The following is a 17,494-nucleotide window of genomic DNA, read 5'->3' on the forward strand; positions in this document are numbered from 1 at the left end:
TTTGCCACGTCAGCCCAGTTCATCACTGCCGCGCGGCGACTTCCGAGGCGAAGGGAATGGAGGGCTGGGCGCCCGGCTTCATGCAGGCGAGCGAGCCGGCAATCGCTGCCCGCCGCAGCGCCTTCTCGAAGCCCAGTCCCTGGTCAAGTCCAGCAACATAATAGCCGCAGAAAGTATCGCCTGCCCCGACCGTATCGATAGGCTCGATATCAAGACTCTTGACGCTGACGGTCTTGCCGTCCTTGACAGCCATCACGCCGTCGCCGCCGAGTGTGACGATGATCGTCTGGCCGGACCTGCCGGCATAGTCATGCATCGCCTTCTCGCGGGCCGTGGCGTCGAGCCCGCTCCTGCCAACCAGCAGCTCGAATTCGGTCTCGTTGGCGATGACGGTGTCGGCCAGCGCAGCGAGCTTGGTGGCATCCGCGGTCAGCGGTGCGGTGTTGAGCACGGTCTTGATCCGCCGGGCGCGCGCCGCCTTCAGGGCCGCCTCGATCGTAGCGGGCGGAATTTCCAGCTGCAGCATCAGCGTGTCGCCCGGGTTCATCGCGGCCACCGCTGCTTCGGCATCCTGAACGCCCACCGTGCCATTGGCACCAGCGATGATGACGATGACATTCTCGCCGTCGCCACCGACGAAGATCAGCGCGACACCGGTCGCGGTTGGCGCATTGCGAACGCGGTCGAGATTGACACCATCGAACCGCAGATAATTGAGTGCAGGCACCGCAAACTCATCTTCGCCGCAGGCACCTGCCAAGGCCACCGAGGCACCCGCACGGCGGGCGGCCAGCGCCTGGTTGGCACCCTTGCCGCCGGGCGCGGTGACGAAGTTTTCCCCGGCCAATGTCTCGCCCGGCTTCGGCAGGCGAAACACGGTGGCGATGAGATCCATGTTGATGGAGCCGAGTACGGTGATCATGATGCAATTTCCCCCCAGGACGAACATGCGAGTTCTGGCCGGAAGATCAGTCTTCGTCAACCACCCTGAATTTCAATTGTCCGGTCCTGCTTTCGACAGAGCGCGGCGCTGGTGTCGCGGGGGCAGCGGCGACCTCGGGCACGGGGGCAGCTTCGAATTCCATCGCCTCGATCCGCTGGCCGCGCTTGTTGAGCTTATCCGACGAAGTGACGATCTGCTCGACATCCTTCTGGGCAGCGGAAAAATGCGTCTGCAGCTTCTGCACCCGGTCATCGAGCCGAACCAGATCTTCCATCAGACGTATCACCTCACCCTGGATCAGGTGCGCCTGCTCGCGCATCCGCTGGTCCTTCAGCACCGCCTGGATGACCTGGATCGACAGCATCAGCAGCGAGGGCGAGACGATGACGATGCGCGCCTTGTGCGCCTTCTGAACGACACCTTCGAAGTTTTCATGGATCTCTGCAAAGATCGATTCGGACGGCACGAACATGAAGGCCGTGTCCTGGGTCTCGCCGCGAAGCAGATATTTCTCAGAAATATCCTTGATGTGCACGTCGATATCCCGGCGGAACTGCTGGCTCGCTACCTTGAGGCCTTCGGGACCGGCGTCACGGATAGCGTTCCAGGCTTCTAGCGGGAATTTCGCATCGATGACCAGGGATGGTTGGCCGTTCGGCATCTTGACCAGACAATCCGGCCGCATGCCGTTCGACAGCACCGCCTGGAATTCAAATGCTCCCATCGGCAAGCCATCGGCAACGATCGTCTCCATCCGCGACTGGCCGAAAGCGCCGCGCGTCTGCTTGTTCGAAAGGATCGCCTGCAGCCCAACGACATCCTTGGCGAGCGCCTGGATATTGTTCTGGGCGGTGTCGATAACGGCAAGCCGCTCCTGCAAATGGCGCAGGTTTTCGTGGGTCGACTTGGTCTGTTCCGTCATCGTTACGCCAAGACGGTGCGTCATGCCGTCGATACGCTGGTTGATCGATTGGTTGAGCTCGGCCTGGCGCGAACCAAACACATCGGTCATCGCGGCAATCCGGCCCTGCATCTCGGTCTGAGCCTTGAGGATTTCAGCCATCCGGGCGTCGGCCTCCAGCGCACGTTCCTGAGCACGCGAACTCTCTTCCAGCGCCGCCCGACGCGCCGCACGCCATCCCATGAGAATGACGATGAGGAGCAAAACGACGACGATGCCGGCAGCGGCGAGCAAGCGGCCCAGCGTCACTGGCAGGGTGCTCAGCATGAATATGGGTGTGGTGAAGAGAGAATCGAATGTGTCCATGGCCGGAGAGTAGCAGATTTGTGTCCGGTTACCAGATCAAACCAAGAACATTTGCGGCGACGGCTTGACTTCCGTGCTCCCAGAATCCCCAGGCACACTTATTTCGGGTCAATATTGCCAGACGAATTGTCCTGTATTATGGAAGCGGAATGACCATCAAGCCGCTCATAATCCTTCCAGATCCCATCCTTCGCCAGGTCTCGACCAAAATCGAGCAGGTGAATGGGGAAATCCGCACGCTCGCAGACGATATGCTTGCCACCATGTATGACGCGCCCGGCATCGGGCTGGCCGCCATTCAAGTCGGCGTACCAAAGCGCCTGCTGGTGATCGACCTTTCCAAGGAAGGCGAGGACAAGGCGCCGCAAGTGTTCATCAATCCCGAGGTGGTTTCTTCGTCCGATGAGCGCTCGGCTTATGAAGAAGGCTGCCTCTCGATTCCGGATTATTATGCCGAAGTCGAGCGGCCAGCCAGGATTACCGTCAAGCACATCAATCTCGACGGCAAGGAAGAATTGATCGAGGCCGACGGCCTGCTGGCAACCTGCCTGCAGCATGAGATCGACCATCTCAACGGCGTGCTGTTCATCGACCATATCTCGAGACTGAAGCGCGAGATGGTGATCAAGAAGTTCACCAAGGCCGCCAAGATCCGCGCCTGAGCGGGTTTCATTGATTCTTGGACGTGAGCGCACTATGATATCAGTGATATCATAGGAGATGCGCGATGGGCGATTTGCTGATCAGGGATGTTCCGGACGACCTTAAACAGGATCTTGCGGATGCGGCGCATCGCGCTGGCCTTAGCTTGTCAGATGAAGCCAAACGCCGGCTCCGCAGGGGCGCGACCGAGAACCGCAGCACTGATAGGCAACCCAAAAAAGGTGCCGGTGCTGCGCTGCGGGAGATTTTTGCTGGCATCCCCGACGACGAGCGCGAGGAATTCGCAAAGATTATGGAGGAGGTTGAGGCTGAGAGGAAAAAGGACTTCGGTCGTCCTTTCTCGTTTGGCGAATGATAGTGCTCGACACCAATGTCATCTCTGAAATCAATAAGCCGAGACCAAACGAACGGGTATTGAACTGGTTCGACCAACGCGTCACAGACGAGCTTTTCCTAAACGACATAACTGTTATGGAACTCGCTTATGGTGCTGAAAAACATCTTTTGAAGACAGGTTCAAATCGATATTACGTCGTGCTGGATCGCCTGATAAATGAGCAATTTCGCAATCAGATTTTGCGATCACTTCCGAACGCTAATTTTCTGGCTGGACAAATTCGCGCCCGACAGGAAATGGGCGGCCACTCCATGGGAATACAAGACGCCCAGATCGCCGCAATCTGTCTTTCCAATGGGGCGACACTTGCCACGCGCAATGTCAAAGACTTCGAGGGGCTTGATCTTCCGCTCGTAAACCCGTTTGAAGAGCCCTGAGATCATCTCTTCGGGAAACGTCATGCCGCTACGCATCATCTTCATGGGAACGCCGGATTTTTCGGTGCCGGTCCTGCGCTCGCTGCATGCGGCCGGGCACGAGATCATTGCGGTCTATTCGCAGCCGCCGCGACCAGCGGGCCGGCGCGGGCTGGAGCTGACCCCCTCTCCCGTCCACCAGGCCGCCGATGCGCTCGGCATTCCGGTGCTGACACCCGTCAATTTCAAGAATCCTGAAGATGTAGAACGGTTTCGTGCGCATCAGGCTGACGTCGCCGTTGTTGTCGCCTATGGCCTGTTGCTGCCACAGTCGATCCTCGATGGCACGAAACTCGGCTGCTACAACGGCCACGCCTCGCTCCTACCACGCTGGCGCGGTGCGGCGCCGATCCAGAGGGCGATCATGGCGGGCGATGCCGAGACGGGCATGATGATCATGAAGATGGACAAGGGGCTCGACACAGGCCCCGTCGCACTGACCAGCCGCATTGCCATCCCTCTGGAGAGGACAGCAGGCGAACTGCATGACAGACTTTCGGAAGCCGGCGCATCGCTGATGGTGGAGGCCATGGCGAAGCTCGAGGCCGGGAATTTGCCACTGACGCCACAGGCGGATGACGGTGTGCTCTACGCTGCCAAGATCAGCAAGGAAGAAACGCGGATCGATTTCAGCAAGAATGGCATTGAGGCCCACAATCATATCCGCGGGCTTTCTCCTTTCCCCGGTGCGTGGTTCGAGGCCGAGATCGCCGGCAAGCAAGAGCGCATAAAGGTGCTGCGGTCCGAGCCAGCAACAGGTAGCGGAGTCGCGGGGACGGTGCTTGACGATCACCTGACCATTGCTTGTGGCTCGGGTGCGGTGCGCCTGACGCGCCTGCAAAAGGCTGGCGGCAAGCCGCTCGATGCCGCCGACTTCCTGCGTGGCACGCCGATCGTCAAAGGCATGAGGATTTCCTGATGCCGCGTTTCCGCATGCTGGTCGAATATGACGGGGCGCCCTATGTCGGCTGGCAGCGGCAGGACAACGGCTATGCCGTCCAGAGCGCCATCGAGAAGGCCATCTTTTCGATGACCGGCGAGACGGTTTCGCTCAAGGCCGCCGGCCGCACCGATTCAGGCGTGCACGCCTATGGACAGGTGTGCCATGTGGATCTGACGCGCGCGTGGAAGCCATTGGTGCTGATGAACGCCGTCAATGCCTACCTCGCCCAGGAAAACGAACGAGTGGCCATCCTTGAGGCAGAGGCGGTGCCCGACACATTCGATGCACGCTTTTCAGCCACCAAGCGGCACTATCTCTACCGGATCATCAATCGGCTGGCGCCGACTGCCATTGAGGCCCAGCGTGCATGGCACGTCAAGAAGCCGCTCGACCACGAGGTCATGCATGCCGCTGCACAGGAACTCGTGGGCTATCACGACTTCACCACCTTCCGCTCCACCCATTGCCAGGCGAAGAATCCCGGCCGGACGATCGACCGGCTGGATGTGACGCGCAACGGCGAGCTGATCGAAATCCGCGCCTCGGCACAAAGCTTCCTGCACAATCAAATCCGATCGTTTGCCGGCACGCTCAAGCTGGTCGGTGAAGGCAAGTGGTCGCCCAAAGATGTGCGGGATGCGCTGGAGGCCAAAGACCGCACTCGCTGCGGGCCGGTCGCGCCGCCTTGGGGACTGTTTTTCATGCAGGTGGACTACGGCGATCTGTCGACGCTGTTGCGCTTCGACGACGACGATTCATGAATTGATCCACAGATCGAAGATCGTCGTCAGCTGGTACTGTGTCAGGAACGACCCGACAAACAGGCAGATGACCATTGCCGCCGGCACAACAGCATCTCCGCCGGTGATCGAGCGAATGATGCGATAATGCAGCCCGATCGATAGCATCAGAAAGATCAGGAACAGCAAGGCCGTCGCACCGTCGCTGCCGGGAACCAGCAGCTGGATGGCGCTCTGGGTCGAATAAAGCCACTGCAGCGGCACGGCAAACCAGTTCGTCGCCACGACGACCGGAACGACGAAGCGTGAGAGACCCGTGCCAATCGCGATCATCGCCACCAGCGCGATCGGAACAGTCCAGTTGGCGACTTCCATGACGGCCAGCTTGGCGAAGAAGATCGAGTCGACATGCGCGCCCGCCGGCAGCGAGCCGAGATAGGTCGCGCGAAAAGCCAGCCAGCTGAGGATTGTCGGAGGCAGGCAGAAGACCGCCGCCCACCAAGAACGCCAGAAACCACGCATGGTGAAATCGAGCCAAGCCCCACCTTCGTGGCGCCCCTTAATGAGCAGCCAGAGGCCCCGGAAATAGTATTCGAGCTCGTCAAGCCCCGGCATCGGCAAACCAGCGGGCGATGAACACTTCGTAGATGCGCGTCAGCGCTTCGAGATCGGCAACCGGCACATTCTCGTCGACCATATGCATGGTCTGGCCGACAAGGCCGAACTCGACGACCGGGCAGTAATCCTTGATGAAGCGCGCATCCGAGGTGCCGCCGGTGGTCGAAAGCCTTGGTGTGAGGCCGGTGCTCTTCTCGATCGCCGCGGTCAGCGAACTGATCAGGCGGTTGTTGCGGGTCAGGAAGACGTGGCTCGGGCGTTCGGCCCAGGTCAGCTCATATTTCGCTGCCGGCCGGCCCGGACGCAGGGCGGAATCGGTGGCGGCAACATCGAGGCGGCGCACGATCTCCGTCTTGACGCTGTCTGCGGTCCAAGTGTCATTGAAACGGATATTGAAGGCAAAACTGACCTTCGAGGGCAGGACATTGGTGGCCGGATTGCCGGTGTCGATGGTGGTGACTTCCATATTCGACGGCTGGAATTCATCCGTGCCGTGGTCGAATGGTGGATCCATCAGCGCCGAGGTCATGGATATCGCGGCTCGGACTGGGTTGTCTGCGAGGTGCGGATAGGCGACATGGCCCTGCACTCCATGCACAGTGACCTTGCCCGACACCGAGCCGCGCCGGCCGATCTTGATCATGTCGCCGAGCTGGTCGGGATTGGTCGGCTCGCCGACAAGACAGGCGTCCCAGCGCTCTCCCTTTTCATGCGCCCATTGCAGAAGCTTGATCGTACCGTTAATGCCCGGACCTTCCTCGTCGCCGGTGATCAGGAAAGAGATCGAGCCCTGAGGGGCGCCGTGCGCCTCGATATGGCGGGCGACAGCGGCGGCAAAGCAGGCGATGCCACCCTTCATGTCGACCGCGCCACGTCCATACATCATACCATCGGCGATCTCTGCGCCAAACGGCGGGTGCGTCCAGGCTGCGGCGTCGCCCACGGGAACGACATCGGTGTGACCGGCAAACATCAGGTGTGGTCCGGAGTCGCCAAGCCGGGCGTAGAGGTTCTCGACATCCGGCGTGCCGTCTTCCGTTGCGGTGATGCGCTCGACATTGAAGCCCAGCGGCTTCAGCATCGCTTCGAGCGCGCTCAGGGCGCCACCCTCGGCTGGAGTCACCGACGCGCATTGGATGAGTTTGGCGAGATTGTCGATCGGATTGGATGAGGTCATTGCAGATGTCACTCTGAGGGGCCTTTAAGCCCATGATATTTGACTTATATTGGGTTCTTAGCCGATCCCCATCAGGCTGTCACGCGCCTGGATGTATGAAAGCGCGAAGCCGGGACCCCAACAATCCAAGTCTCACATCTCAGCCATCATGGAATTCCAACAAGGAGTGAAACACCATGCGTTACAATCAGATGGGCAATACAGGCCTTTTCGTGTCCGAACTCTGCCTGGGCACCATGACATTCGGCGAAGCCAGCAACGGCATCTGGGGCAACATCGCCGGTGTCGACCAGGTCGCAGCAGACGCGATCGTCGAGCGGTCGCTGGCCGCTGGGATCAACTTCATCGACACGGCCGATGTCTATTCCGCGGGCAATTCCGAACGAATTCTCGGCCAGTCGCTCAAAAATCTCAATGTGCGGCGCCAAGATGTTGTCATCGCCACCAAGGTCTACGGCCAGATGGGCGACAAGCCCAATGATCGCGGCGCTTCGCGTGGCCATATCATGGATTCGGTAGAGGCCAGCCTTGAGCGCCTGCAGACCGACCATATCGACCTCTACCAGATCCATTCCACCGACCCCGTCACGCCGATCGACGAGACCTTGCGGGCGCTCGACGATCTCGTGTCGCGCGGGCTGGTGCGCTATGTCGGCGTCTCCAACTGGCACGCCTGGCGGATCGCCAAGGCGCTCGGTGTGTCAGAGCGCAAGGGTTTTGCGCGTTTCGAGACGGTGCAATCCTACTACTCCATTGCCGGCCGCGATCTCGAACGCGATATCGTGCCACTGATGACTGAGGAAAAGCTGGGGTTGATGGTCTGGTCGCCGCTGGCGGGTGGATTGCTGTCCGGCAAATACGGTCCGGGCGCGCCTGGCAACGGCGAAGGCCGCCGGGCCAATTTCGATTTCCCGCCGGTCAACAAGGACCGCGCCTGGGAATGCATCGCCGTCATGCGCGAGATCGCGGCCAAGCATGGCGCCAGCGTCGCTGAAGTGGCGCTTGGCTTCATCCTCTCCAAGCCCTTCGTCACCAGCATCATCATCGGCGCCAAGCGTATGGAGCAGCTGGAGCAGAATCTGGCTGCGACCAAGCTAGCGCTCGATGCAGATGATCTGACGAAATTGAACGAGGTCAGCGCGCTGCCGCCGGAATATCCGGGCTGGATGGTCGAGCGCCAGGGCGCCAGCCGCCGCCCCCTGCCCTTCGATCCCGCCTGAAAATGAAAAATCCGCGCGCCGTTTCGGGCGCGCGGATCAGTTCGGATTAAAACTATGCGATCAATCGCGCAGCAGTTCATTGATGCCGGTCTTGGAGCGGGTCTGCTCATCGACGCGCTTGACGATGACGGCGCAATAAAGGTTCGGTGCCGGCATGCCGTTCGGCATGTCCTTGCCCGACGCCATGGAGCCGGCAACGACCACCGAATAGGGCGGCACTTCGCCATAGGTGACTTCACCCGTGGCGCGATCGACGATCTTGGTGGACTTGCCGATGAACACGCCCATGCCGAGCACCGAGCCCTCGCGGATGATGCAGCCCTCGACGACTTCCGAACGGGCGCCGATGAAGCAATTGTCCTCGATGATGGTCGGGCCGGCCTGCATCGGCTCCAGTACGCCGCCGATGCCGACGCCGCCCGAAAGATGTACATTGGCGCCGATCTGGGCGCAGGAGCCGACCGTTGCCCAGCCGTCGACCATGGTGTTGGCGCCGACATAGGCGCCGAGATTGACGAAGGACGGCATCAGCACCACGCCCGGCGCGATATAGGCAGAGCGGCGGACGATGGCGCCCGGCACGGCGCGAAGGCCGGCCCTTTCAAATTCATTGGTGCTCCAACCATCGAACTTGGAGGCAACCTTGTCCCACCAGACGGCTTCGCCGGGGCCGCCCTTGATGATTTCCATCGGCCGGAGGCGGAAGGACAGCAGCACCGCCTTTTTCAGCCACTGGTGCACGGTCCATGTTCCGTCTTCTCCACGCGTCGCAACGCGTGCCTTACCGCTGTCGAGCAGGTTGAGTGCAGTTTCCACAGCATCGCGCACTTCGCCTCGCGTCGAGGTCGAGACATTGTCGCGGTCGTCGAAAGCGGCATCGATTGTCTTTTCGAGCGAAGCAAGTTCGGTGGCGTTCATGGGAATTCCTTAAGATTTGAAGGATTATTCTTCCGGCAATAACATGCGGGCCGTTGACGGCTCTATAGCGAATGGAAATGGCAATGGCAAAGGGGAAAACCGACAGCTTTCGGCGCAAGGACGGTGTCTGGGATCCGCTGGAAAGCAGTCGCGCCGACAGCAAGCGGGCCGAGCGCGTTCCTGAAACGCCGCAGACGCTTTCGCCGTCCTACAGGCTTGCCTATGCAGATCCGGATTTCCTTTCGAGCGAGGAATTGCGACCGATCCGCCTGCAACTCGAGCTTTTGAAGGCTGAAGCTGTACTCACCGAGCGCGGCATCAGATCCACTGTCGTGCTGTTCGGGGGCGCACGCATCCCGGCGCCCGGCCAGGCCGCATGGGCAGCGCGCAACCAGGTGCAGAAGAAAAACCTCGAGGCGGCATCGATCTATTACGATGAGGCGCGGCAGTTTGCGCGCCTGTGCTCGGAATGGTCAGCCAAATACGACTATCACGAATATGTCGTGGTCACCGGCGGTGGGCCCGGCGTCATGGAAGCCGGCAACCGGGGCGCGGCCGAAGCCGGCGCGCCATCAATCGGGCTCAACATCGTGCTGCCGCACGAGCAGGCGCCGAACCCCTATGTGACGCCGGAACTCAGCTTCAATTTCCACTATTTCGCCATCCGCAAGATGCATTTCATGATGCGCGCCAAGGCGATCGTGGTGTTTCCCGGAGGCTTCGGAACGCTCGACGAGATGTTTGAATCGATCACCCTGATGCAGACCGGGCGAATGGCTAAAATACCGGTGATCCTGTTCGGGCGGGAATTCTGGCAGAAGGTGATCAATTTCGAAGCATTGGCGGAATTCGGCACCATCGCGCCGGAGGACGTTCATCTCGTCCATTTCGTCGAGACGGCGGCCGAAGCCTGCGAGATCATCCGGGTATTCTACGAGAACGGCAATGGCAACGGAAACGGCCGCAGCTGAGCCCAGATAGCATGAACGCAAAACGGCCCGTGAGACACGGGCCGTCGCTGACTAAATGCATGGGGTTCAGGCCTTGAAATCCGCGGCAGAGATGTAGCCGTCCTTGTTGGTATCGCGGCGCTTGAAGACGCGGTCGGCGATGCCAGCGATCTCGCTCTTGGAGATGACGCCGTCATGGTTGGCGTCGATCTTGTCGAAGCGCTTGATCACACCCTTGGGCATGCGCATGACTCCGGAAACCTCTGAGCCGGATGCCTTGACCTTCTGCACATGCGCCTTGAAGACGCTCTTGCGATTTTCCAGCTCGGCCTTGCTCAGCACGCCGTCATGGTTGGTGTCGAGAACCACAAAGGTGCGGTCGATCGCCTGGAGCATTTCTGCATGCGAGACGCGCTGGTCGCCATTGGTGTCGGCGCGCTTGATCATGCGGGAAAAGTGCTTCTGCTTCTTGACCGGATCAGCGGCGGCAAATGACGGGGCTGCAGCGGTGAAGGCGAACACGGAGGCCAGGGCTGCAAGGACGATAGTCTTGGTTTTCATAAAATGAGGACCTTTCACTTGATTGCTCAAGTCGATGGGGACGCGTCAGCCGCATCCTGATTGTTTCCTCTGGGCAGTCCGGCAACGCAGTACCTGTGCCGTCTGCCAAAGTTGACCGTCGTTATAAGGGACGCGGCTGAATGCAGGCTGAATGGGCGGTTCATGTTCGAACCGCCACCGCGTCAAACTTCAGGGCGGCGCAACGCCCCACATTTCCGTTGGAAATGTTCTGAAATCACAGGACGGCTTTCAGGAAGCCGGTCAGATTGTTGGTGATGTAATCGATGTGCTCATCCGCCTCGTCGGCGATCTCCCAGCGTTCCATCTGCTGCTGGCCGGCGATCGGGATGATGAGCACCGTCTTCATGCCGAGCAGCTTCGGTGCCACGAGATTGCGCGGCAAGTCCTCGAACATCGCAGCCTTGTTCGTCGTCACCCGGTGCAGGCTGGCAAACTTGTCGTAGGTCTGGCCAGCCGGCTTCGGCACATAGTCGGCCGCGACGATATCGAAGATATCCTCGAAATGATCGAGAATGCCCAGCGCCCTGGCGGCGGCCTCGGCATGCTTGTCCGTGCCGTTGGTAAAGATGAACTTACGTCCCGGCAGCGCCTTGATCGCGTCGCTCAGACCGGCATCGGCGGGAAGCGGCGAGTAATCGATCTTATGGGCGGCGTCGAGAAAGCTGGCCGGATCGACGCCATGATGGTGCATCAGGCCGCGCAATGTCGTGCCGTGGTCATGATAATACTGCTTCTGCAGCTTGCGCGCATCTTCCAGCCCGAGCCCGAGGAGATCGGCAACATAGGCCGTCATGTTGCGGTCTATCTGCGCAAAGAGATCCACGTGATGCGGATAGAGCGTGTTGTCGAGGTCAAACACCCATTCGCTGATATCAGCAAAATCGGCGCGTTCCGGAAGATCTTTTTTGTCGGTCATGAGGCGGGTTTATGACAGGGATCGCGGATTTGGCAAGAAGGAATTCGCACTGGCTCAACTTGTGAGCCCTTACAATTCAAGTGGCCGACGCGCTACTATGTGCGGAGGCGGGGGAAGAACCGATGACAGGCGTGACAGACCTCAATGTCCTGCTCGCCAGCATGGAGCCCAAGTTACAGCCGGGTGAATTCTTGTTCTGCACGATTCCCCGGGGCCAAATACTGGGCGGGGATTTTGTGCCGCTTGCAACATTCATCGAGAAAGAAGGCCGGACGCTGATCCTCGAAGTGTCCTTGGCCGCATTCCTCGATTGCCCGAAGAGCGCACCGATGCGGCACATCAGCCTGACGATTCATTCGTCGCTGGAAGCCGTGGGCCTGACCGCAGCCATTTCCACGGAGCTTACCCGGCACCGCATCAGCGCCAATGTGGTCGCGGCCTTTTATCACGACCACATCTTCGTGCCGTCAGCTGATGCCGAACGGGCAGTCGAGGCACTTCGCGACCTGAGCATGCGAAGCACCGCCGCCTGATCACATCATGTCGCGTGGCACGGTCTTTTCCCAGGTCTTCTCGAAGATCTGCTCATGCCCCTCATAGGCGAGCACGCTGGCGCTGATGAGCCATTCGGTGTTCGTACAGGATATCTTCGCCATCGAGACCGTGCGGACCGACCAGCCCGGCCTCGACATGTCGCAGGTCCAGACGGAACGTCCGGTCATCGAGGTCGGATCGTTGTCGGAAATCGACCACAGCTCCTCGCGCAGCTGGCGCGTCGAAAGTCCCGTGCCGGGATGCTCGTGAACGCCCGTATCTTCGTGGATGAGATAGTCCGTGCGCGCCAGCGACAATTCGCGCGTCACGGCCCGGCGTGTCACGCCCGGATGGTGCTCGATATAATCCGGCAGCGGTGACGGATTTTCCGGTTCCTTCATGGAGATCCTGTCGGCTTCGCCCAGCTTCGGCAGCGCGAGATCGATCGACGAGACATCGATCGTCAGGCCAGCATCGGTGGGCTGCGGCAGGATCATCGGCCAATAGGCCGTCGACAGCGACAGCCGAATCTTGTGGCCGGGTTCGAAGCGATAGCCGCAGGCATCCAGCACCAGCGTGATTTCGGTCTTCTTACCGGGGACCAGCGGCTCGGGATGCGCATTGGAACTACGATGCGCGAGGTTGAGCACGCCGAACGAGACGCGCAGCGACGAGCCATCCGGATGTACATCGACGATGCGGGCGCAGAGATTGGCAAGCTCGGCATCCGACGACAAAGTGAGCTTGACGACCGGCTGGCCCAGATAGTCCAGCGCCTCGGTCAGTTCGGCGGTTTCGAACACCAGCGAGCCGGCATCGTCGCCGCGCTGGTCGACCGCCATTTCGGCATCCGGCTTGAGCGTGAAGAACTCGCCGGAATGGGTGCCCGTATCGAGCGGCGAGCGCAGGAAGACATCACCGCCTGCACCCCGGCTGGCACCGTGCGCGAGCTTGCCGCCGACATCGACGTGGAAATGATCGCCCGCCGGCTTTGTCCACTCATCCTTGGCAATCCAGAAGCCGGGATCGAAATCGCGGCGGGCAGCCGGCTTGACTGCATCCATGATGTAGGCGCGCACCTGCGGCAGGTTTTCGGCGCCATTCTCCTCCCCACGCAGCCATCGGTTCCACCAGCGGATCGCCTCGCCGTGGAAATCGGCGCGCGGCTTGGGCCAGGCGAAATGCGGATATTTATGCACCCAGGGGCCGATGATGGCCTTGGCCTTGGAGCCCAGGCCTTCGACCGCCTTGAGTGGCGTGTTGCGATAGCCATCGGCCCAGCCGGCGATCACCAATGCCGGAATTTCGACATCGCCGAAATTGTCGCCGATCGAGCCATGCTGCCAGAACTCGTCACGGCGCTGATGCTGAAGCCATTCTTCCATGAAGAAGGGTTCGGCCTCCAGCCGCTCTTGCCACATCTCCTTCCAGCGATTGCCGGTGAGTTCGGGATCGGGCGAACGCGACTGATAGGCGAGCATGGTCGCGGCCCAGGAAAGCTGGGCGGAGAGATGCGTGCCGTTCTTGTAGTGGATGTCGTCATTGTAGCGATCCACCGTCGAGGCGATGGAGATCACCGCCTTCAGCGCCTTTGGGCGAAGGGCGGCGACCTGCAGGCAGTTGAACCCGCCCCAGGAAATGCCCATCATGCCGACCGAGCCGTTGGACCATTTCTGGGCGGCGATCCATTCGATCAGCTCAACGGCATTGGCAAGTTCGAGCGGCGTATATTCGCCATCGATCACGCCATCGGATTCGCCCGAACCGCGGATATCGACGCGCACGCCGGCGATGCCAGCGGCTGCAAAGACCGGATAGGTCGATTCGTCGCGCGGGCTGGTTCCGTCACGCTTGCGATAGGGGAGAAATTCGAACACTGCCGGCACGGGATCGTTTTCCGCATTGTCGGGCATCCAGATGCGGGCGGCGAGGCGGGTGCCGTCCTTCAGGGTGATCCACTGGTTTTCAATGGTGGTGAAGGTACGGTCGGTCATATCGGTACTCTCGGGAAATTGGACATGCAGAAGTCGATGGGCGCAAAGCTGCCCACCTCACCTTAGTTTAACCCTCAATATTTGCCATGCAGATTGCGGCTTAAATACAGCCCAAAAACGCCCTACCAGCCCGGCAGCATATGGCCGGCCTTGAGGCGCGGCATACGCGGCCAGACCTTGACGTCGCGGTCGAGTTCATCCTCGACATTGGACGGCGTGATGTTGTCGAGGCAGGCGCTGATATGGGCCGTGATGGCATTGGTCAGCGAGGTCGAAAGGCCCGGCCGCTTCATGATGCCGATCTGCACGGGCGCCAGTGGCGGAAAGCCGTCGGGCTGGCCGAGCACCTTCATGCCGGTGCGCAGCGCCGATTCCGGCAGCACCGAGACGGCCATGCCAGCAAGCACTGCGGAGGCAACGACGGTCGACGACCAGCTTGTGAACAGGATCTGGTATTCACGGCCGACGGCGTCGAGCGATGCGCAGGCGAGCCTACGCCACTGGCAATCACGACGGCCCACTGCCAGCGGTACCGGTGCATTTTCCGGCAGCGGATGATTGGCCGAGGTTACCCAGCACAATGGCTCGGTGCGCACGACTTCAGATTCGCGCTCCAGTGGATTGTGGGTGACCAGCGCGATATCGAGTTCGCCACGGCCCATCTTCTCGGCGAGGTCGACCGAGGGTTCGCAGACGATGTAGAGCTCGACATTAGGATGCGAGCGCGCAAAACGCTGGATGATCTCGGGCATGTAGCGGTCGGCATAATCGTCCGGCGTGCCGATGCGCAGCGTGCCCTCGAGACGATTGTCGTCGAAGGCTGCAACCGCCTCGTTGTTGAGGCGGATCATCCGGCGTGCATAGTTCAACAGCTTTTCGCCCTCGGGCGTCAGCCGGTTGCCCCGTCCGTCCTTGACGAAAAGCGGCTTGCGAATGCGCTCTTCGAGGCGGCGCATCTGCATGGACACGGCCGACTGCGTCTTGAAGACGCGGTCCGCTGCCTTGGTGAAGCTACCCGCGTCGGCAATCGCCACGAAGGTCTGCAACTGGTCGATATCGAGAGGCGCGGGCATGTTTCCCACCCATAAGAGAGTTTGATGATTATCATTAGAAACATTCGTTGGACTGATCAATGATTATTTTTAATATTGTGATCATCGAACACGTCGCGTTCGCGGCGGCCAAGGAGAAAATCGATGTCTATGCTAGATCAAGCGCCCGTTTGCGCAGCAGCGGGCAGAGAAGAACTGTTGTCAAATTTTGGCCTGTCGACGCTTATAAGCCGATTGACCGCGGTAGTGCGCGCATGGCGCAGCCGTAGAGCAGTGATGAACATGAATGAGTTCGACGATGCGCAGCTCGCCGATATCGGCCTGAAGCGCAGCGACATAAGGGCGGCACTGGACCTGCCGTTCAGCGTCGACCCGTCGCACCACCTGATCAGCGCGCGGCTGAACCCGCTGCGTGGCATCAAGCGCTTCTAGGCGCTCCCGAGTTTCCCCGCAGGGTTAAAGCCAAGCAACCCTGCTTCTTGCCCGGTCCGTTGCCTCCCAGCAACCGGCCGGGTTTTTTCTTTCCAACAATCGTGCGGGCGTTCTGTCCCAAAACTGGAAACTGTTACCAACGAAACAACCCGCACTGCGCAAAGGCCCTAAAAGATCAGCCTTTGCAAAGGAGCAAAACATGACCATGACCCATGAAACCCAGATCGCTGCCGGTCATGCCGGTACTTTCCTCTCGCGGATCGCAGACGTCGCGCGGTCATTCGCCGCCTTGATCAAGGCTCGCCGGGAATTCAAGCATCTCAACGCGCTCGACGACTACATGTTGAGAGACATCGGCCTTAGCCGCGACGATCTCATCATCGCTGGTTCGGCGCCGCTAACAGAAGACCCGATGATCGCTCTCATCCAGGCCAGCCGTTCTCGCTGAGCAACGCCATGAGGCCAGACATCCTGAGACGGCCCGCTAGTTCCCTGAACTGCCGGTCGCTCGCATTTCCGCGCTGGAGCCCTGGGGCGTCGGCCAAGCCCGGCACACGTGCCAAATCTGGGCCGAGTTGCCTCAGGAACCGATCCCATCTCCCATGGGCGCTATCAGCGCTGCCAGCAAAGGAGAATGACATGATCTATTCCAACAATGCCAGCGGCACATGCCGCGCAGCACGTACGGGCCTGCTGGCTCGCATCCTCGCCCGTTTCGACCGCATGCAGACCAAGCGCGCCGACCGAGCGATGCTGAAAGACCTCGCGAGCCGTGACGACTATCTGCTTGCCGATATCGGCCTGACACGGTTCGACTTCGAACAGGCCTTGGCAAGCCCTCATGGCGAAGACGTCGCACTGGTCCTGATGCGCGCGCGGAAGAATCCGCTGAAAGACTGGCGCGACTGAGCGCGCGCCCGAGCCTCAGGCAGTGGCCGCGTTGTCGCGGACGAAATCGTTGAGCTGTACCCGGATGATCATCTTGTAATCGGAGAGGATTGCCTCGGCCTCTTCGGAGCTGCTGGCGGCAAGTGCCATCCGCACAGCGCCGTTGGCGAGCTGGAACATCATGAATGTCACCCGGTTGAAGGCATCGAACCGGCTTTCGGCGATCCAGGGCCTTGCGATTTCGCAAAAATAGGCGGTTTGGCTGCGGGTCTCCGATATGTCGATATTCTTCAGCGCCTTGTCGGCCAGCGTGGCATTGATCAGGTCGAGGATCGCCGGATCGGACTTTATCCGCTCGTAGTAGAAGTCGAGCAATGCCGCTGTCGCCGCAAACAGTTCGTCGAGATCCCGAACACCGGCGAGCGCCTGTTTCAACACCTCCATGATCTCGGACGACCATTGGTTATAGAGTGTCGCGATGATCGCCGATTTATTCGGGAAATACTGATAGATCGAGGAAATCGGTCCGCCGGTCAGACCCGCGATTTCCCGCATCTTGACCGCATCGATGCCCTTTTCGCCGATCAGGCGCTTGGCCGCACCCAGAATTTCATCCACCCGCTCGCGGCTCCGTTCCTGCTTGGGGGGGCGCCTGAGCACCGACTCTTGTTGAGGCATTTCGCAGTCCGGCCTTTCCTGCAATGTAGCCATTGACATGAATCTGATCGAGTGTCAGATTTTGTCCATGTGCCCGTGCTTATACAATATATAAGAACATTGATGTGCGGGCGCATTTAAAAATGCAAGTGCGGGGAACACTTATGCAAGAAAATGCACCCATGGG

22 protein-coding genes are annotated in these 17,494 nt (G+C 60.1%); 12 read left to right on the forward strand and 10 right to left on the reverse strand.

The features are described 5' to 3' along the window. Positions 1 to 22: 22 nt before the first annotated feature. Positions 23 to 922, reverse strand: a complete 900-nt coding sequence (locus ACXHRN_RS20855; RefSeq protein ID WP_488638215.1) for a ribokinase — start codon at positions 920 to 922, stop codon at positions 23 to 25. Between the two features lie 46 nt (positions 923 to 968). Then, entirely contained in the window at positions 969 to 2,210 is a 1,242-nt protein-coding gene (locus ACXHRN_RS20860; protein ID WP_488638216.1) for a DNA recombination protein RmuC, read from the reverse strand. A 149-nt stretch (positions 2,211 to 2,359) separates the two neighbouring features. On the opposite strand from ACXHRN_RS20860, the gene def reads away from it, so the two are divergent. From def to truA, 5 genes are all read left to right on the forward strand, one after another. Next, positions 2,360 to 2,872 carry a peptide deformylase gene (gene def, locus ACXHRN_RS20865; RefSeq protein ID WP_488638217.1) on the forward strand — a complete coding sequence of 171 codons (513 nt, stop codon included), beginning with the start codon at positions 2,360 to 2,362 and terminating at the stop codon, positions 2,870 to 2,872. A gap of 65 nt (positions 2,873 to 2,937) precedes the next feature. Beyond that, a complete protein-coding gene (locus ACXHRN_RS20870) occupies positions 2,938 to 3,228 on the forward strand; it encodes a plasmid stabilization protein (RefSeq protein WP_488638218.1) in 291 nt (96 codons plus the stop codon). Further along, positions 3,225 to 3,647, forward strand: a complete 423-nt coding sequence (locus tag ACXHRN_RS20875) for a PIN domain-containing protein (RefSeq protein WP_488638219.1) — start codon at positions 3,225 to 3,227, stop codon at positions 3,645 to 3,647. Before ACXHRN_RS20870 ends, ACXHRN_RS20875 begins: the two co-directional genes overlap by 4 nt. A 22-nt stretch (positions 3,648 to 3,669) precedes the next feature. After that, positions 3,670 to 4,605, forward strand: coding sequence for a methionyl-tRNA formyltransferase (gene fmt / locus ACXHRN_RS20880; RefSeq protein WP_488638220.1), 936 nt, complete (start codon positions 3,670 to 3,672; stop codon positions 4,603 to 4,605). Beyond that, entirely contained in the window at positions 4,605 to 5,390 is a 786-nt protein-coding gene (gene truA / locus ACXHRN_RS20885) for a tRNA pseudouridine(38-40) synthase TruA (protein ID WP_488638221.1), read from the forward strand. The genes fmt and truA overlap by 1 nt, the downstream gene beginning before the upstream one ends. Here the strand turns inward: truA and ACXHRN_RS20890 are convergent. Together ACXHRN_RS20890 and dapE are read right to left on the reverse strand one after the other, a co-directional pair. Further along, positions 5,385 to 5,984, reverse strand: a complete 600-nt coding sequence (locus tag ACXHRN_RS20890; RefSeq protein WP_488638222.1) for a hypothetical protein — start codon at positions 5,982 to 5,984, stop codon at positions 5,385 to 5,387. The two genes, truA and ACXHRN_RS20890, sit on opposite strands and share 6 nt — an antisense overlap. Continuing rightward, positions 5,971 to 7,164: a succinyl-diaminopimelate desuccinylase gene (dapE, locus tag ACXHRN_RS20895; protein WP_488638223.1), complete on the reverse strand. Its 1,194-nt coding sequence runs from the start codon at positions 7,162 to 7,164 to the stop codon at positions 5,971 to 5,973. The genes ACXHRN_RS20890 and dapE overlap by 14 nt, the downstream gene beginning before the upstream one ends. A 176-nt stretch (positions 7,165 to 7,340) precedes the next feature. On the opposite strand from dapE, the gene ACXHRN_RS20900 reads away from it, so the two are divergent. After that, positions 7,341 to 8,384: an aldo/keto reductase gene (locus ACXHRN_RS20900; RefSeq protein WP_488638224.1), complete on the forward strand. Its 1,044-nt coding sequence runs from the start codon at positions 7,341 to 7,343 to the stop codon at positions 8,382 to 8,384. A 60-nt stretch (positions 8,385 to 8,444) separates the two neighbouring features. On the opposite strand, the gene dapD is transcribed toward ACXHRN_RS20900, so the two are convergent. Continuing rightward, positions 8,445 to 9,302, reverse strand: coding sequence for a 2,3,4,5-tetrahydropyridine-2,6-dicarboxylate N-succinyltransferase (gene dapD, locus ACXHRN_RS20905; RefSeq protein WP_488638225.1), 858 nt, complete (start codon positions 9,300 to 9,302; stop codon positions 8,445 to 8,447). An 83-nt stretch (positions 9,303 to 9,385) separates the two neighbouring features. Between dapD and ACXHRN_RS20910 the strand changes: the two genes are divergently transcribed. After that, on the forward strand, positions 9,386 to 10,273 hold the full coding sequence (locus ACXHRN_RS20910) for an LOG family protein (protein ID WP_488638226.1): 888 nt from the start codon (positions 9,386 to 9,388) through the stop codon (positions 10,271 to 10,273). A gap of 66 nt (positions 10,274 to 10,339) precedes the next feature. On the opposite strand, the gene ACXHRN_RS20915 is transcribed toward ACXHRN_RS20910, so the two are convergent. Continuing rightward, on the reverse strand, positions 10,340 to 10,813 hold the full coding sequence (locus ACXHRN_RS20915; protein WP_488638227.1) for an EF-hand domain-containing protein: 474 nt from the start codon (positions 10,811 to 10,813) through the stop codon (positions 10,340 to 10,342). 235 nt (positions 10,814 to 11,048) lie between these two features. Continuing rightward, on the reverse strand, positions 11,049 to 11,750 hold the full coding sequence (locus ACXHRN_RS20920; RefSeq protein WP_488638228.1) for a pyrimidine 5'-nucleotidase: 702 nt from the start codon (positions 11,748 to 11,750) through the stop codon (positions 11,049 to 11,051). Between the two features lie 122 nt (positions 11,751 to 11,872). Here ACXHRN_RS20920 and ACXHRN_RS20925 point away from each other — a divergent pair, with 122 nt between their 5' ends. Then, positions 11,873 to 12,283 carry an ACT domain-containing protein gene (locus ACXHRN_RS20925; RefSeq protein WP_488638229.1) on the forward strand — a complete coding sequence of 137 codons (411 nt, stop codon included), beginning with the start codon at positions 11,873 to 11,875 and terminating at the stop codon, positions 12,281 to 12,283. Here ACXHRN_RS20925 and ACXHRN_RS20930 read toward each other — a convergent pair whose 3' ends face one another. Both ACXHRN_RS20930 and ACXHRN_RS20935 read right to left on the reverse strand, forming a co-directional pair. Then, complete coding sequence (locus ACXHRN_RS20930) at positions 12,284 to 14,278, reverse strand: CocE/NonD family hydrolase (RefSeq protein WP_488638230.1); 1,995 nt, start codon at positions 14,276 to 14,278, stop codon at positions 12,284 to 12,286. It lies immediately after the preceding gene. A gap of 122 nt (positions 14,279 to 14,400) precedes the next feature. After that, on the reverse strand, positions 14,401 to 15,351 hold the full coding sequence (locus ACXHRN_RS20935; RefSeq protein WP_488638231.1) for a LysR substrate-binding domain-containing protein: 951 nt from the start codon (positions 15,349 to 15,351) through the stop codon (positions 14,401 to 14,403). Between the two features lie 59 nt (positions 15,352 to 15,410). Between ACXHRN_RS20935 and ACXHRN_RS20940 the strand changes: the two genes are divergently transcribed. The 4 genes from ACXHRN_RS20940 to ACXHRN_RS20955 all read left to right on the forward strand — a co-directional run bounded on the left by ACXHRN_RS20940 (position 15,411) and on the right by ACXHRN_RS20955 (position 16,671). Next, entirely contained in the window at positions 15,411 to 15,599 is a 189-nt protein-coding gene (locus ACXHRN_RS20940) for a hypothetical protein (protein WP_488638232.1), read from the forward strand. Positions 15,600 to 15,612: 13 nt separating this feature from the next. Continuing rightward, on the forward strand, positions 15,613 to 15,762 hold the full coding sequence (locus ACXHRN_RS20945; protein WP_488638233.1) for a YjiS-like domain-containing protein: 150 nt from the start codon (positions 15,613 to 15,615) through the stop codon (positions 15,760 to 15,762). Between the two features lie 199 nt (positions 15,763 to 15,961). Continuing rightward, complete coding sequence (locus ACXHRN_RS20950) at positions 15,962 to 16,210, forward strand: DUF1127 domain-containing protein (RefSeq protein WP_488638234.1); 249 nt, start codon at positions 15,962 to 15,964, stop codon at positions 16,208 to 16,210. A 191-nt stretch (positions 16,211 to 16,401) separates the two neighbouring features. Then, the gene (locus tag ACXHRN_RS20955; RefSeq protein WP_488638235.1) at positions 16,402 to 16,671 is read left to right on the forward strand and encodes a hypothetical protein; all 270 of its coding nucleotides are present in this window, start codon (positions 16,402 to 16,404) and stop codon (positions 16,669 to 16,671) included. Between the two features lie 15 nt (positions 16,672 to 16,686). On the opposite strand, the gene ACXHRN_RS20960 is transcribed toward ACXHRN_RS20955, so the two are convergent. After that, positions 16,687 to 17,328 carry a TetR/AcrR family transcriptional regulator gene (locus ACXHRN_RS20960; protein ID WP_488638236.1) on the reverse strand — a complete coding sequence of 214 codons (642 nt, stop codon included), beginning with the start codon at positions 17,326 to 17,328 and terminating at the stop codon, positions 16,687 to 16,689. Positions 17,329 to 17,494: the final 166 nt, after the last annotated feature.

The sequence above is a fragment of the Shinella sp. OV683 genome, assembly GCF_057787725.1.

Coding starts and splice junctions, on each gene's coding strand:
- ACXHRN_RS20855 (WP_488638215.1), bottom strand. CDS start 922: ATGATCACCGTACTCGGCTCCATCAACATGGATCTCATCGCCACCGTG.
- ACXHRN_RS20860 (WP_488638216.1), bottom strand. CDS start 2,210: ATGGACACATTCGATTCTCTCTTCACCACACCCATATTCATGCTGAGC.
- def (WP_488638217.1), top strand. CDS start 2,360: ATGACCATCAAGCCGCTCATAATCCTTCCAGATCCCATCCTTCGCCAG.
- ACXHRN_RS20870 (WP_488638218.1), top strand. CDS start 2,938: ATGGGCGATTTGCTGATCAGGGATGTTCCGGACGACCTTAAACAGGAT.
- ACXHRN_RS20875 (WP_488638219.1), top strand. CDS start 3,225: ATGATAGTGCTCGACACCAATGTCATCTCTGAAATCAATAAGCCGAGA.
- fmt (WP_488638220.1), top strand. CDS start 3,670: ATGCCGCTACGCATCATCTTCATGGGAACGCCGGATTTTTCGGTGCCG.
- truA (WP_488638221.1), top strand. CDS start 4,605: ATGCCGCGTTTCCGCATGCTGGTCGAATATGACGGGGCGCCCTATGTC.
- ACXHRN_RS20890 (WP_488638222.1), bottom strand. CDS start 5,984: ATGCCGGGGCTTGACGAGCTCGAATACTATTTCCGGGGCCTCTGGCTG.
- dapE (WP_488638223.1), bottom strand. CDS start 7,164: ATGACCTCATCCAATCCGATCGACAATCTCGCCAAACTCATCCAATGC.
- ACXHRN_RS20900 (WP_488638224.1), top strand. CDS start 7,341: ATGCGTTACAATCAGATGGGCAATACAGGCCTTTTCGTGTCCGAACTC.
- dapD (WP_488638225.1), bottom strand. CDS start 9,302: ATGAACGCCACCGAACTTGCTTCGCTCGAAAAGACAATCGATGCCGCT.
- ACXHRN_RS20910 (WP_488638226.1), top strand. CDS start 9,386: ATGGCAAAGGGGAAAACCGACAGCTTTCGGCGCAAGGACGGTGTCTGG.
- ACXHRN_RS20915 (WP_488638227.1), bottom strand. CDS start 10,813: ATGAAAACCAAGACTATCGTCCTTGCAGCCCTGGCCTCCGTGTTCGCC.
- ACXHRN_RS20920 (WP_488638228.1), bottom strand. CDS start 11,750: ATGACCGACAAAAAAGATCTTCCGGAACGCGCCGATTTTGCTGATATC.
- ACXHRN_RS20925 (WP_488638229.1), top strand. CDS start 11,873: ATGACAGGCGTGACAGACCTCAATGTCCTGCTCGCCAGCATGGAGCCC.
- ACXHRN_RS20930 (WP_488638230.1), bottom strand. CDS start 14,278: ATGACCGACCGTACCTTCACCACCATTGAAAACCAGTGGATCACCCTG.
- ACXHRN_RS20935 (WP_488638231.1), bottom strand. CDS start 15,351: ATGCCCGCGCCTCTCGATATCGACCAGTTGCAGACCTTCGTGGCGATT.
- ACXHRN_RS20940 (WP_488638232.1), top strand. CDS start 15,411: ATGATTATTTTTAATATTGTGATCATCGAACACGTCGCGTTCGCGGCG.
- ACXHRN_RS20945 (WP_488638233.1), top strand. CDS start 15,613: ATGAATGAGTTCGACGATGCGCAGCTCGCCGATATCGGCCTGAAGCGC.
- ACXHRN_RS20950 (WP_488638234.1), top strand. CDS start 15,962: ATGACCATGACCCATGAAACCCAGATCGCTGCCGGTCATGCCGGTACT.
- ACXHRN_RS20955 (WP_488638235.1), top strand. CDS start 16,402: ATGATCTATTCCAACAATGCCAGCGGCACATGCCGCGCAGCACGTACG.
- ACXHRN_RS20960 (WP_488638236.1), bottom strand. CDS start 17,328: ATGCCTCAACAAGAGTCGGTGCTCAGGCGCCCCCCCAAGCAGGAACGG.